Raw genomic sequence first — 12834 nt, 5'->3', positions numbered from 1 at the left:
GCAGCAGGACGAGAACGATGAACACCCGGCCCGCCACCCCGTCCGGCCGGGACGAGCGAGCCCCCGCCGCGGGCCCTGGAGCGGCGAGGCGGCGACGGTTCCGTAAACTGCGGCCGGGGGGATCACGGTCATGGACGAGTCGCTGGACGAGGCCGCGTCGGTGTTCGCGGGGCTGCGGCCCCGGCTGTTCGGCATCGCCTACCAGATGCTCGGCGGCGTCGCGGAGGCCGAGGACGTCGTCCAGGAGACGTGGGTCAAGTGGCAGACGGCGGACCGCGCCGGCGTGCGCGACCCGGCCGCCTTCCTCGTGACGATGACGACCCGGCTGGCGATCAACGTGATCCAGTCGGCGCGGCGGCGGCGCGAGAAGTACGTCGGGCCGTGGATCCCCGAGCCGCTGGACACCGGCGGCGGGCCCGAGGCGGGCGCCGAGCGGGCCGCGGAGGTCGAGCTGGCCCTCCTGATGCTGCTGGAGCGGCTGTCCCCGCCGGAACGGGCGGCGTACGTCCTGCGCGAGTCGTTCGACTACCCCTACGCCGACATCGCGGCGATCCTTCAGGTGAGCGAGGCGAACGCCCGGCAGCTCGCCAGCCGGGCGCGGCGGCGCGTCGCGGCGGAGCGCCGCACCCCGGTGAGCCGCACCGCGCACCGGCGGCTGCTGGAGACATTCCTCACGGCGGCGAGGACGGGCGACCTCGGCGCCCTGGAGGAGCTGCTCGCCGCGGACGCGGTCAGCTACACCGACGGCGGCGGCGCGGTGCGCGGCGCGTCCCGGATCCCGGTGGCCGGACGCGACCGGGTCGCGAAGTTCGTCGTGGCGTTCGCGCCCCGCTTCTGGCCCGGCGCGACGGTCACGTGGGTCGAGGCGAACGGGCGCCCCGCGGTGCTCGTGTCGCGGGACGGGGCCGCGTTCGCGCTGCTGTCGATCAGCGCGTCCGGCGACGGCGTCGACCGGCTGCTCTGGCTGCTGAACCCCGCCAAGCTCGGCGGCTTCCAGCGGAACGCGCCTGCGGGCTCCTAGCGGACCGCGCCTACAGGAACGCGCCTACAGGAACGCGGGGCCGCGCCGCAGCAGCGCCTCGTAGAGCATGTGCTGGATCTTCTCGCGGACGTGATCGGTGATCTCGAAGACCGTCATGGGGTCGTCGGCCGCGTCGGCGTCGAAGTCGTCCAGCGTCATGGGCTCCCCGAACTGGATCACCCACTTGGACGGCAGCGGGACGAGCCCGCCGAGCCCGAGCAGCGGGAACGTCGGCGTGATCGGGAAGTACGGGAGGCCGAGCAGCCGCGCCAGCGGACGCAGGTCGGCGATCTTGGGGTAGATCTCCTCGGCCCCGACGATGGCGCAGGGGACGATCGGCGCCCCGGCGCGCAGCGCGGTGCCGACGAAGCCGCCGCGTCCGAAGCGCTGGAGCTTGTACCGGTCGGCGAACGGCTTGCCGACGCCCTTGAAGCCCTCCGGGAAGACGCCGACGAGTTCGCCCTTGGACAGCAGCCGCGAGGCGTCGGCCTGGCAGGCGAGGGTGTGCCCGGCCTTGCGGGCAAGGTGGCCGAGCACCGGGATCTGGTAGACGAGGTCGGCGCCGAGGAGGCGGACGCACCGGTCGGCGTTGTCGTGCAGCGCGACCGACAGCATCAGCGCGTCGAGCGGGATGGTGCCCGAGTGGTTGGCGACGAGCAGGGCGCCGCCCTCCGGGATGTTGTCCAGCCCGGACAGCTCGACGCGGAACCAGTGCTCGTACAGCGCGCGGGCGAACGGCAGCAGGACCGTGGAGTTGAACTCGGGGTCGAAGCCGAACTCGTCGACCTCGTACTCGCCGGACAGCCGGCGGCGCAGGAACGCCAGCCCGGACGCGATACCGCGCTCCAGCGGGCCGGGCTCCTCGACGGGCTCGTCCCCGGCGGAGCCCTGGTGGCCGGTGTCGAGCCGGATGACCTGCGCACCCTCGTCGTCGTCGTCCAGGTGGCGGGCGTTCATCATCCGGGCTCTCCTCTCAGGCTCGTCCGAGCAGGTTCGACAGCCGGCCGTGGCCGAGGCCGAGGCCCTGCGCGGCGGCGAAGTCGGCGAAGGCGGCCTCGGAGCCGTACTTGGGGTGCCACGACAGCTCGCGCTCCAGCGCGGTCGTGTCGATGACCCGCCCGTACGTCAGCCAGCGCAGCAGCTCGGGCGAGAATCCGGACAGGCCCGCGAAGCGCCGCCCCAGGTCGCCGAGCGCGGAGATCGACGGCGACGGGACGGGAACGTACGGCCGTCCGGCGCGGCGCAGGGCCTGGGAGAGCAGCAGCACGCCGTCACCGGCGACGTTGAAGCAGCCGGGGTGGTCTTCGACGGTCATGCGGCGCAGCACCTCGACGCCGTCGTCCTCGTGGACGAACTGGAGCCGCGGGTCGAAGCCGAGCACGGTCGGGACGACCGGCAGGTGCAGGTACCGGGTGAGCGGCGAGTCGACGCCGGGGCCGACGAAGTTCGCGAACCGCAGCACCGACACGGTGAGGTCGGAGCGGCGCCGCATGAGCCCGCGGACGTAGCCCTCCACCTCGACCGCGTCCTTCGCGTAGCCGGACTTGGGCGCCTCGACGGGCTCGTCCCGCTCGGTGAAGACCGCGGGGTCCATCGGCGAGGAGCCGTACACGGCGGCGGAGGACCGGACGACGAGCTTGCGCATGTCGGGCGAGCGCTGGCAGGCCGCGAGCAACTGCATCGTGCCGATGACGTTGAGCTCTTTCACCTTCGCCCGCGGCGCGGACGAAGAGGTGACCAGGTTGAGGTGCACGACCGTGTCCACACCCGCCGACGCGATGATCTTCGCGATGCCGGGCGTGCGGATGTCGACGCGGACGAACTCCGTGCGGCCGAGGGACTCCGCGGGCGGCACCGTGTCCACCCCGATGACCCGCTCGATGCCCGGGTCCGCTTGCAGCGCGTTCGCGACCCGCGCCCCCAGGAAACGGGACACACCCGTGACGAGGACGACACGGGCCGCGGCGGTGGGCATGGAGGACACTGTGCGCCCCACCCCTTACGGCTGACTCGCCGGTGTGATCACTTCTTGTTGCGGCGCTGAATACGCGTCTTCTTCAACAGCTTGCGGTGCTTCTTCTTGGCCATCCGCTTGCGACGCTTCTTGATGACAGAGCCCACGGGACCTCGCTCGGCGTATCGGGTGATGTGCAGGAGACGAACGTGCCGCAAGCGAGCAGGGCTCGACGAGAAGCGCGCACGGTCCGCCCAAGACTACCGCCGAACGAACGGGGATCACGCCGTGCCCCGCTCCGGGGCAGGGCTCATGCCGCCCGCGGCGCGGGCGGTGCGGCGTCCGGCGCCGCGCGTCGCACGGCGCCGGGCACCGTTCCGCCGGGGCGGGCCCTGTCGCCGGCCCCGCGGCCGGCCGCCCGTCCCGTCCGGTGTCCGGACCGAATCGCCGGGCCCGGGACGGCGGGGGCGGTGCCCCCGTTCCCCGGACGCCGGCTCCGGCGGCCGCGCGGCCGCCGGCCGGTCCTCGTCCTGCCTCCCCAGCTTCGGGACGGTCCCGAGAGATCGCCCCGATGCCCCCTGCACGGCCGGGTGCGGAGTATTCGGCGGGGTCGTGGCTCATGCCCCGCCCTTACCCGTTATCCGGCTTCGATGTACGCGTCGCGCAGGTAGTCGTGAACGGCCTGCTCGGGGACCCGGAACGAGCGGCCCACGCGGATCGCGGGAAGCTCGCCCGAGTGGACGAGGCGGTAGACGGTCATCTTGGACACCCGCATCACCGCCGCCACTTCGGCCACGGTCAGGAACCTGACCTCGCTCAGAGGTCGCTCGCCTGAGCTCATCGGACGCCCTCTTCCACACGTGCCGCGCACCGGCCCTTCGGGTGACTTTGATCACGCACGTGTACTTCCTCCAGCGTAAATCGCGTATCGGCAGTCGCAAGAGGGGAGTTCCGCACATTTCCGTACCCCGACCTGACCCACGGGTTACAGTGCTGAGCCCGCACGCAGCGTGGACGTGACGGCACTACGCGTGTCACGACGAACGGTTGTCAACCAGAACCCCGCACTGACCTGCGGTTCCGCTGTCCCCGCTGGCGCAGCGCAAGCCCATGCGCCCCGTTACGGCCGTCCTGTCACACGCCGTGACAGGACCGACGGCGCCAGGACGTCCCCGCGCGGCGGTAAGGGGACTCAGCCGGACGGGACGGGCCCGGCGGGCAGACCCGCGCGATCGAGGATGTAGGCGGTCAGCGGCGCGTAGTGGTGCGGGGAGACGCCGTCGTCGAGCGGCACGACCACGTCGATCTTGCCTTCGGCGGCCCCGGCGAACAGCGCCGGGTCGTTACAGTCCGCGAACCCCACGGTGTCGATGCCCGCCTGACCGGCGGCTCCGGCCCAGCCGTGATCGGCGATGGCCAGATCCGGCCAAAAATCAGGTTTAGCCCCCACGGACGACTCGGAAACGCTAGAAGCCAGCTCCCGGAGCATGGCCTCCATCGGGTGCGGGTCGTGCGTGTGGTGCGTCCGGTGGTCGTCGCCCTCCAGCATCGCCACGCCGGGCTCGGCGTAGACGATGCGGCGCAGGTCCGAGCCGCCGTAGCCGGTCTCGATCTCGTACGTCCAGCCGGCCGCGGGCGTCAGCACCCGGCAGCCCGCCCCCTCCAGCGCACGCGCGACCGCCTGGTACAGCGGCGTCAGCGTGGCCGGATGGCCGGTCGCGACCACCACGTCCTCCTGGCGGCGCGCGGCGAGGCCGATGCGCTCGCCCATCGCCTCAAGCGTGTCGAGCGTGATGTCCGGATCGATGGTGTCGTCCCCGAACAGGTGCCGGGGGTCGGGGTCGACGCCGCAGCGCTCGACCATCATCTCCAGGACGGTCCGCTCCGTCCACGAGGGCTTCAACTCCAGGCCGAACTGGTAGTACGGGTTGCCGTTGGCCATCCGGCGGTAGTGCAGCAGGTTGTTCTGGCGCGGCGTCGCCACGTCGCCGGCGATCATCGTCCGGACGAGGTGGGCGCGCAGCTCGGCACGGGTCGGTGCGGGTTTCACGGGGCGGGCCTCACTCGTCGGTCATCGGGTCGAGGCCGTGCTCGGGGAACACCGCCCGCCGCGTCGCCAGGATCGCCTGGTCGATCGGGTTCGCCGGGTCGTAGCCGTCCCCCCACCTGCTGACCTCCACCACGTCCGTCCCGTCCGTCATGCGGCGCGGGGCGATCTCCTCGGTGCGCGTCCGGACGAAGTCGCGCCATGCCTCCGGGGTCGCCGTGGCGGGCGGGACCGGGTCGCCCGCCGCCTCGGCCAGCAGGTGCGTCCACGCGCGCGGCACGACCTGGACCAGCTCGTAGCCGCCGCCGCCGGTGAGCACCCAGCGGCCGCCCGCCGTCTCGTGCGCCAGCCGGTGCAGCAGCGCGTACGCCGTCCGCTGGCCGTCCACGCTGAGGGTGAGGTGCGCGAGCGGGTCGAGCGCGTGCCCGTCGGCGCCCTGCTGGGTGACGAGGACGTCGGGTCGGAACCGCCGCAGCAGCGGCGGGACGATCGCGTCGAACGCGCGCAGCCACGGCCGGTCGCCGGTGCCGGGCGGCAGCGAGATGTTGACGGACGTGCCCTCCGCGCCCGTCTCGTTCGGGAAGCCGGTGCCGGGGAACAGCGTGCGCGGCGTCTCGTGCAGGCTGATCGTCAGCACGCGGGGGTCGTCGTAGAAGGCGGCCTGGACGCCGTCGCCGTGGTGGACGTCGATGTCGACGTAGGCGACGCGCTCGGCGCCGTTCTCCAGCAGCCAGGCGATCGCGATGGCCGGGTCGTTGTAGACGCAGAACCCGCTGGCGGCGCCGCTCAGCGCGTGGTGCAGTCCGCCGGAGATGTTCGCGGCGTGCTCGGCGCCGCCGGTCCACACGGCCTCGGCGGCGGCGACCGACGCGCCCGCGACCAGGGCGGACGCCTCGTGCATGCCGAGGAAGATCGGATTGTCGGTGGTGCCGAGGCCGTACCGGATCTCCGGCAGCCCGGTCGCGCCGGCGTGCTTGACCGCCGCGATGTAGGGCTCCTCGTGGACGAGCCGGAGCAGTTTGTCGTCCGCCGCCTCGAACTCCGAGACCCGCACGTTGGGACGCTCCAGGACGCCCAGCTCCCGCGCCAGCGCCATCGTCAGCTCGACGCGCACGGGGTTCAGGGGATGCCCGGGGCCGAAGTCGTAGGAGATGAGCCGTTCGTCCCAGAAGATCTCAAGCCCGCAGTTCGCAGGATCGGAGGATGGGGACGAACCGGGACCGCTCATGACCTCACGGTATCGCGCCGGTCACGTGGCCTGGCTCACACGTCCCGGCGCCGCCGTCCGCGCCGGACACGGAGCTGTGACGTGACTAACTCCCCAAAAGGGGGCATATAGATCACACGACACCTAAACACTGAGGGGGGTACATGGACAGCCCGAGCGTTCGCAGCCGTGCGATCAGCAGCGCTCTGCGTCTGGGCGTCCGGCCTCTCCTGCACTACCTCCCCGGCCACACCACCGGTCTGCGGACCGCCCGCTCCACGGTGGACGCGGCGTCATTACTGATGAGGCCGTGCTCCGGTGTGCGGATCGAGGGACTCGACGAACGGCCGGACGGGGACGGAGCCGGGCACGACGACGACCGCCCGGTCAGGGGCGAGTGGGTCACCCCCCGCGACGCCCCCGAGGGGCCTCCGGACGGAGCGGTGCTCTACCTCCACGGCGGCGGCTACGTGGCGTGCTCGCCGCGCACGCACCGGCCGATCACCTCGCGGCTCGCGCACGACACGGGCCTGCCCGTCCTCGCGGCCCGGTACCGGCTCGCGCCCGAGCACCCGTTCCCGGCGCCGCTGGAGGACGCCGTAGCCGCGTACCGGTGGCTGCTCGCGCAGGGCGTCCCGGCGTCCGGCATCGTCATCGCGGGCGACTCGGCGGGCGGGCACCTCGCCGCAGTTCTCGCGGGGGAGATCTGCCGGCTGAGCCTGCCGAACCCGGCCGGGCTCGCGCTGTTCTCCCCCTGGGTCGACCTGACCTGCGAACTCTCCATCGAGGCGCAGGAGCGCGCGCACGACCCGTACATCACCGCCGCCTCGGCGCGCCGGATCGCCCGGCTCGTGGTGGGTCCGGCCGGTTTCGACGACCCGCGGCTCGCGCTGCTCACCTGCGCGTGGACGAACTCGCCGCCCGTGCTCATCCAGGTCGGCGGCGCCGAGGTCCTGCGCACCGAGTGCGAGGCGTTCGCGGACGCCCTGAAGCGCGCCGGCGCGGCCTGCGAGCTCCAGGTCTGGAAGGGCCAGATGCACGTCTTCCAGATCCTGAACCGCGTGCTGCCCGAGGCCGGCGAGGCGATGCGCGACGCGGCCCGCTTCATCTGCGCCGTCACGCACCACGCCTCCCCCGGACGCATCGAGGCGGCCTAGCGCCCCCGCCGCCTCCGGCCGGGCAGGTGGGCGGCCAGCAGGGCGGCCGCGTGGTCGGCCATGAAGCGCGGCGCCCCCAGCCTCAGCAGCATCCGGTGCAGGGCGGACGCCGGGTACGGCATCTCGTTCGCGCGCTCGCGCCGCTCATCCATCCAGGACCCCCCGATTCCAAGATCAACTGGATGATAACGGGACGATCCCGGTGACCGCGACGAAAACGATCTTTCCGGGCGCAGGTCAGCGGCGGGCGGCGGGCTCTCGATCGAAGATCTCGTCCTCGTCGCGGCGCCGCCCGCGTCCCGCGGCGAAGAACCCGACGAGGGCGGCCAGCGCCGCGCCCCCCTCGCCGACCAGACTGATCGTCTTGTCGAGGTACCAGACGGGTTCGTGCATGTCGGGGAGGGGGCCGAGCGCCCCGAGGTCGACGTAGTAGTAGAGGACGACGGCGCCCGCCGCGCTCGCCGCGACCAGGAACGCCAGCGCGTGCGCCCAGCGGCTCCCGTAGGTGAGGACGATGACGGCCACCACGCCGGCGACCGCCGCCTGGATCCGGAAGAGCAGGTCGCCGCCGATGGCCCCGCCCTCGACGAAGGCCATGTCGGGCGCGAACATCCAGTGCACGATGGCGTCGGCCGCCAGCCCGGCGGCGACGATCAGGCGGAGTATGAGTCCCATACTCCCTAACACGAGCGCGCACCCCTGAGCGGCTCAATGTTCAAACGTGAACTTTTCATGAGAAACCCGCGCGGGCCGCCGGTCAGCCGCGTGGGCCGGGCGGCCGGCGGTCAGCCGCCGGCCAGTTCGCGGCCGCGGTTGCGGGCCGCCTCGATGGCCTCCAGGACGGCGGCGCGGACGCCGTGCCGCTCCAGCTCCCGGATCGCGGAGATCGTCGTCCCGCCCGGGGAGGTGACCGCCTCGCGCAGCAGCACCGGGTGCTCGCCGGAGTCGCGCAGCATGACCGCCGCGCCCACGGCCGACTGGATCACCATCTCCAGCGCGGCGGCGCGCGGCATGCCGAGCAGGATGCCCGCGTCCACCATCGCCTCGACCAGGTAGTAGAAGTACGCGGGGCCGCTGCCGGACAGGGCCGTCGCGCCGTCCTGCAGCGACTCGGGGATGCGCAGCACCTTCCCGACCGGGGTGAGCAGCTCCTCGGCGAGCTTCAGGTGCTCCTCCGCCGCGTGCGAGCCGGGCGAGATCACGCTCATCGCCTCGTCCACGTGGACGGGCGTGTTCGACATGACGCGGACGACCGGGACGCCCGCCGGCAGCCGCGCCTCGATGAACCCGGTCGTGATGCCCGCCGCCATCGAGATCACCAGCCGGCCGGGCGGCACGTGCGCGCCGATCTCGTCCAGCAGGGCGCCCATGTCCTGCGGCTTGACCGCGAGGACCAGCGTCCCGGCCTTCGCGGCGGCGTCCGCGTTCGGCACGGTCTCGACGCCGTACCGCTCGCGCAGCAGCGCGGCCCGCTCCTCCCGGCGCGCGGTCGCCATCAGCTCGGACGGGCGGCGGCCGGCCCGGAGCACTCCGGACAGCAGCGCCTCGCCCATCTTCCCGGCACCCAGAATCGCGATCATCGGCATACCTTGACGTGGGGTTTCAACGACCGGCCCAGCCTAGCGCCGGCCCTGTCCCCCTAGGGGGGACGACCCCCCGCACCCCCTGGAAGAACGCTCTGGTCACGTGCGACGGGCGAGGGAGCGCGCGAAAAGGCGCAGGTTGGCGGGACGTTCCGCCATGCGCCGCATGAAGTACCGGTACCAGTCGCGCCCGTACGCGACGTAGACGCGGACCTGCGCGCCCTGCGCGGCGAGGCGGCGCTGCTCCTGCGGACGGACCCCGTAGAGCATCTGGTACTCGAACGTGCCCGCGTCGCGCTCGTGCAGGACCGCCAGCGCACCGGCGATGTCGATGAGCCGCGGGTCGTGCGTGGCGAGCATCGGGTAGCCCTTGCCCGCCATCAGGACCTTCATACAGCGGACGTACGACTTGTCGATCTCTTCCTTGTCGGTGAAGGCCACCGCCGCCGGCGCCGAGTACGCGCCCTTGCACAGCCTTACGCGCGACCCCTCGTAGGCCAGTTCCGTGCAGTGTTCCTCTGCCCGCCGCAAGTACGACTGGATGACCGCGCCCACGTCCGCGAAGTCGCGCCGCAGTTCGTGGACGATCCGCAAGGTCGAATCGACGGTGGTGTGCTCCTCCATGTCGAGGGTCACCGTCGTGCCTGCGGAACGGGCGGCGTCGCAGACGCGCCTGGCGTTCTCCAGGGCGAGGTCTTCGCCGAGGGTCTGGCCGACGGCCGAGAGCTTCAGCGACACCTCGGCGCGTGCGCCGAGCCCGGCGGCGCCGAGCCGTTCCAGCAACCCGGTGTAGTGCGCGACGTTCGCCTCGGCGCGGCCCTTGTCGTGCGTGTCCTCGCCGAGGACGTCCAGGGTGACGAGCAGGCCCTCGCCGGTCAGCCGCCCGGTGACGCCCGCCGCGTCCTCGATCGTCTCCCCCGCGATGAAGCGCCGGACGACGTCACCGGTGAACGGCGCGGTCTCCAGGACCCTTCGCGCGCCGCCACTGCGCGACGCGACGAGCAACGCCTGACGAAGCACTTGTGCGCACCCCTCGGTTCCTGGGGCGGTCGGTTCCCGGACCCCCTCGTCCCAGGTTAAGCCCGTCCCGCCCCGGAGATCACGACACGGTGCCGAGGTTGTTGCCGCCGCCGTGCCGCTTGACGTACTCGCCCATCCGGGCTGTCTTCACGGCGTTGAACAGCTGCCTCGCCTTCGTCCCGTCCAGGAGCACGACGCTCTGCCTGGCGCGCGTGCCCGTGCCCTTGAAGGGGAGCGTCATGAACTTCACGTCCGACGCCCGGACGCTGCGCATGCTCAGCGCCAGCGAGCGCAGGTCGCCCGCCGACACGCCCTCGTCCACGCTGATCGACTTGCTGAGCGCGGACAGGAACCGGTCCAGCTTGAACGGGTTGGTGAGCGTGCCGCGGTCGGCGGCCTGCTTGGCGAGGGCGCCGAGGAACGCCTGCTGGCGCTTGATCCGGTCGAAGTCGCCGTTCGGCAGGTTGTACCGCTGCCGGACGAACAGCAGCGCGTCGTCGCCGTTCAGCTTCTGCCTGCCCGCCGGCCACTGCTTCTTGCGGGCCGGGTCGTACACGCTCTGCTTGATGTTGACGGTGACGCCGCCGAGCGCGTCCGTCATCGACTTGAAGCCCTCGAAGTCGATCGCGCCGTAGTGGTCGACGCGGATCCCGGTGAGGTTCTCCATCGTCTCGATCAGCAGCTTCGGCCCGCCGAACGAGAACGCGGCGTTGATCTTCTGGTTGCCGTAGCCGGGGATCTCCACCCACGAGTCGCGCGGGAACGAGATGACGTACGCCTTCTTCCGGTCCGCCGGCAGGTGCAGCAGCATGATCGTGTCCGTGCGCTGCCGGCCCGGCTTCCAGACCTGGCTGCCCTCCCCGGTCGTCCCCGTCTCCCGCGAGTCCGAGCCGACGAGCAGCCAGTTCTCGGTGCCCTCCACGTTCGGGCCCGGCCGGTTCGCGCCCTCGCCCGGCATCGCGCCCTTGATGCGGTCGATGTTGCCGTTGTAGGACGACTGGCGCTGCCACAGCAGCCCGCCGAGCCCGGCCACGAGCAGCGCCACGAACAGGCCCACGGCGATCAGGACGCGCGGCCAGCGCCGCTTGCGCTTGCGCTCCGCGCCGTCCGCTCCAGCCCAGAACGCGTCGCCGGGCTCGCCCGGAGGAGCCTCCGCCCCCTCCGGAGCGTCGGCGGCCCGCACCGCCCCCGGCGGCCGCGGACCCTCGTCGGGCCGCCGCGGCGGCTGCGATCCAGGGTGGTCTGGGGAGGTCATGGCGCGAAGCTACCAGCCCCCTAGACCGGAGATAGCCCACTTCGCCCCACCTGTCCGGTTAAGGCGGATCACACCCGTGCAGGTAAACCCATCCCCCTCTTCACGTGTCAGGGCGTGCGGCGGCGGAGGGTCACCGCGCCCAGCACCAGGGCCACGAGCGTGAAGGCGGCGATGACGGCCACGTCCAGGGCCAGGGTGGCGGTGAAGCCGGAGCTGCCGCTGATCTCCTGCATGCCCTCCACCGCGTACGACAGGGGCAGGACGTCCGAGACCGCGCTCAGCCAGGACGCCATGTCGTCGCGCGGGATGATCAGCCCGCACAGCAGCGTCTGCGGCAGGACGAACGCGGGCATGAACTGGACGGCCTGGAACTCGGTCCGGGCGAACGCGCTCGCGAACAGGCCGAGCGACATGCCGAGCAGCGCGTCCAGCAGGGAGACGAGGACGAGCGAGCCCAGCGAGCCGTTCAGGTCGAGGCCGAGCCAGGTCAGCGAGATCACCAGCACGACGCCGACCTGCACCAGCGCGACCAGCCCGAACGCGAGCGCGTAGCCGAGCAGCAGGTCGAGCTTGCCGAGCGGCATGGTCATCAGCCGTTCGAGGGTGCCGCTCGTCCGCTCCCGGAGGGTGGCGACGCTGGTCACGACGAACATGACGATGAACGGGAACAGGCCGAGCAGCATCGGGCCGATCCGGTCGAAGACCATCGGCTGGTCGAACACGTAGCGCAGCAGGATCATCAGCAGCGCCGGCACGGCGATCAGCAGCGCGAGCGTGCGGTGGTCGTGCCTGAGCTGCGCGAGGATGCGCCGCATCGTGGCGAACGTGACGGCCGCGCTCATGCCGGGCTCCCCGCCGTCTCGGTGATCAGCTGGAGGAACGCCGCCTCCAGGTCGGACGCGCCGGTGCGGGCGCGCAGGCCGTCCGGGGTGCCGTCGGCGAGGATCACGCCCTCGCGCATCAGCAGCAGCCGGTCGGTGCGGCCCGCCTCGTCCATGACGTGGCTGGACACGACGAGCGTGGCGCCCCGGCCGGCCAGTTCCCGGAACAGCTCCCACAGCTCCTGCCGCAGGACGGGGTCGAGGCCGACGGTCGGCTCGTCCAGGACGAGCAGCTCCGGCGAGCCGAGCAGCGCGACCGCGAGGTTGACGCGGCCGAGCTGCCCGCCGGACAGCGTCGCGGCGGTCTGGTCGCGGCTGCGGCCGAGCCCGACCTCGTCGATGACGCGGGCGACGTCCGAGCGCGGCGCGCGCAGGACGGACGCGAAGTAGCGCAGGTTCTCGGCGACGGTCAGGTCGGCGTACACGGCCGGGGACTGCGTCGCGTAGCCGACGCGGTGCCGCAGCCCGGCCGACCCGGCGGGCGCGCCGAGCACCGTCACCGTCCCGCTGCGCACGATCTGGACGCCGACGAGCGCCCTGATCAGCGTGGTCTTCCCGCAGCCGCTCGGGCCGACCAGCCCGACGACCGAGCCGCGCGGGACGTCGAGGGTGAGCCCGTGCAGCACCTCCCGGCCGCCGCGGACGACCCGCAGGTCCCGCACGCGGACCGCCGGTTCGGCGCCGCTCGCCGGGCTAGAACTCATCATGT

Annotated in this window: 15 protein-coding genes; 2 read left to right on the top strand and 13 right to left on the bottom strand. The window is 72.4% G+C overall.

The genetic code is table 11. From position 1 onward, the window contains the following. Nucleotides 1–130 precede the first annotated feature (130 nt). A complete protein-coding gene (locus tag ACA511_RS05415; RefSeq protein ID WP_375022928.1) occupies nucleotides 131–1021 on the top strand; it encodes an RNA polymerase sigma-70 factor in 891 nt (296 codons plus the stop codon). Nucleotides 1022–1045: 24 nt separating this feature from the next. On the opposite strand, the gene ACA511_RS05410 is transcribed toward ACA511_RS05415, so the two are convergent. From ACA511_RS05410 to ACA511_RS05385, 6 genes are all read right to left on the bottom strand, one after another. Further along, nucleotides 1046–1981, bottom strand: a complete 936-nt coding sequence (locus ACA511_RS05410) for a lysophospholipid acyltransferase family protein (protein WP_375022927.1) — start codon at nucleotides 1979–1981, stop codon at nucleotides 1046–1048. Nucleotides 1982–1994: 13 nt separating this feature from the next. Then, nucleotides 1995–2996 (bottom strand): NAD-dependent epimerase/dehydratase family protein, encoded by a 1002-nt coding sequence (locus tag ACA511_RS05405; protein ID WP_375022926.1) that lies wholly within the window; start codon nucleotides 2994–2996, stop codon nucleotides 1995–1997. Between the two features lie 47 nt (nucleotides 2997–3043). Further along, the gene (locus ACA511_RS05400; RefSeq protein ID WP_018654693.1) at nucleotides 3044–3142 is read right to left on the bottom strand and encodes a 30S ribosomal protein bS22; all 99 of its coding nucleotides are present in this window, start codon (nucleotides 3140–3142) and stop codon (nucleotides 3044–3046) included. Between the two features lie 470 nt (nucleotides 3143–3612). Then, nucleotides 3613–3816, bottom strand: a complete 204-nt coding sequence (locus tag ACA511_RS05395) for a helix-turn-helix domain-containing protein (RefSeq protein ID WP_187233448.1) — start codon at nucleotides 3814–3816, stop codon at nucleotides 3613–3615. A gap of 351 nt (nucleotides 3817–4167) precedes the next feature. After that, nucleotides 4168–5025 carry a phosphatase gene (locus ACA511_RS05390; protein WP_375022924.1) on the bottom strand — a complete coding sequence of 286 codons (858 nt, stop codon included), beginning with the start codon at nucleotides 5023–5025 and terminating at the stop codon, nucleotides 4168–4170. Between the two features lie 10 nt (nucleotides 5026–5035). Next, complete coding sequence (locus ACA511_RS05385; protein ID WP_375024686.1) at nucleotides 5036–6196, bottom strand: acetoin utilization protein AcuC; 1161 nt, start codon at nucleotides 6194–6196, stop codon at nucleotides 5036–5038. A 353-nt stretch (nucleotides 6197–6549) separates the two neighbouring features. On the opposite strand from ACA511_RS05385, the gene ACA511_RS05380 reads away from it, so the two are divergent. After that, the gene (locus ACA511_RS05380; RefSeq protein ID WP_375022923.1) at nucleotides 6550–7386 is read left to right on the top strand and encodes an alpha/beta hydrolase; all 837 of its coding nucleotides are present in this window, start codon (nucleotides 6550–6552) and stop codon (nucleotides 7384–7386) included. Here the strand turns inward: ACA511_RS05380 and ACA511_RS05375 are convergent. The 7 genes from ACA511_RS05375 to ACA511_RS05345 all read right to left on the bottom strand — a co-directional run bounded on the left by ACA511_RS05375 (nucleotide 7383) and on the right by ACA511_RS05345 (nucleotide 12832). After that, complete coding sequence (locus ACA511_RS05375; RefSeq protein WP_375022922.1) at nucleotides 7383–7538, bottom strand: hypothetical protein; 156 nt, start codon at nucleotides 7536–7538, stop codon at nucleotides 7383–7385. The two genes, ACA511_RS05380 and ACA511_RS05375, sit on opposite strands and share 4 nt — an antisense overlap. An 85-nt stretch (nucleotides 7539–7623) precedes the next feature. Then, nucleotides 7624–8061 carry a hypothetical protein gene (locus ACA511_RS05370; protein ID WP_375022921.1) on the bottom strand — a complete coding sequence of 146 codons (438 nt, stop codon included), beginning with the start codon at nucleotides 8059–8061 and terminating at the stop codon, nucleotides 7624–7626. Between the two features lie 110 nt (nucleotides 8062–8171). Further along, nucleotides 8172–8966 (bottom strand): pyrroline-5-carboxylate reductase, encoded by a 795-nt coding sequence (gene proC, locus ACA511_RS05365; RefSeq protein ID WP_375022920.1) that lies wholly within the window; start codon nucleotides 8964–8966, stop codon nucleotides 8172–8174. Between the two features lie 102 nt (nucleotides 8967–9068). Continuing rightward, the gene (locus ACA511_RS05360; RefSeq protein ID WP_375022919.1) at nucleotides 9069–9989 is read right to left on the bottom strand and encodes a proline dehydrogenase family protein; all 921 of its coding nucleotides are present in this window, start codon (nucleotides 9987–9989) and stop codon (nucleotides 9069–9071) included. A gap of 79 nt (nucleotides 9990–10068) precedes the next feature. Next, the gene (locus ACA511_RS05355) at nucleotides 10069–11244 is read right to left on the bottom strand and encodes an LCP family protein (protein ID WP_375022918.1); all 1176 of its coding nucleotides are present in this window, start codon (nucleotides 11242–11244) and stop codon (nucleotides 10069–10071) included. Nucleotides 11245–11351: 107 nt separating this feature from the next. Beyond that, entirely contained in the window at nucleotides 11352–12086 is a 735-nt protein-coding gene (locus ACA511_RS05350) for an ABC transporter permease (RefSeq protein WP_375022917.1), read from the bottom strand. After that, nucleotides 12083–12832, bottom strand: a complete 750-nt coding sequence (locus ACA511_RS05345) for an ABC transporter ATP-binding protein (protein WP_375022916.1) — start codon at nucleotides 12830–12832, stop codon at nucleotides 12083–12085. The genes ACA511_RS05350 and ACA511_RS05345 overlap by 4 nt, the downstream gene beginning before the upstream one ends. Between the last annotated feature and the right edge of the window lie 2 nt (nucleotides 12833–12834).

The sequence above is a fragment of the Actinomadura sp. GTD37 genome (assembly GCF_041951365.1).
GTDB lineage: Bacteria > Actinomycetota > Actinomycetes > Streptosporangiales > Streptosporangiaceae > Spirillospora.
Note: the sequence above shows the minus strand (reverse complement) of the source record. Positions and strands in the feature narration are given on the sequence as shown.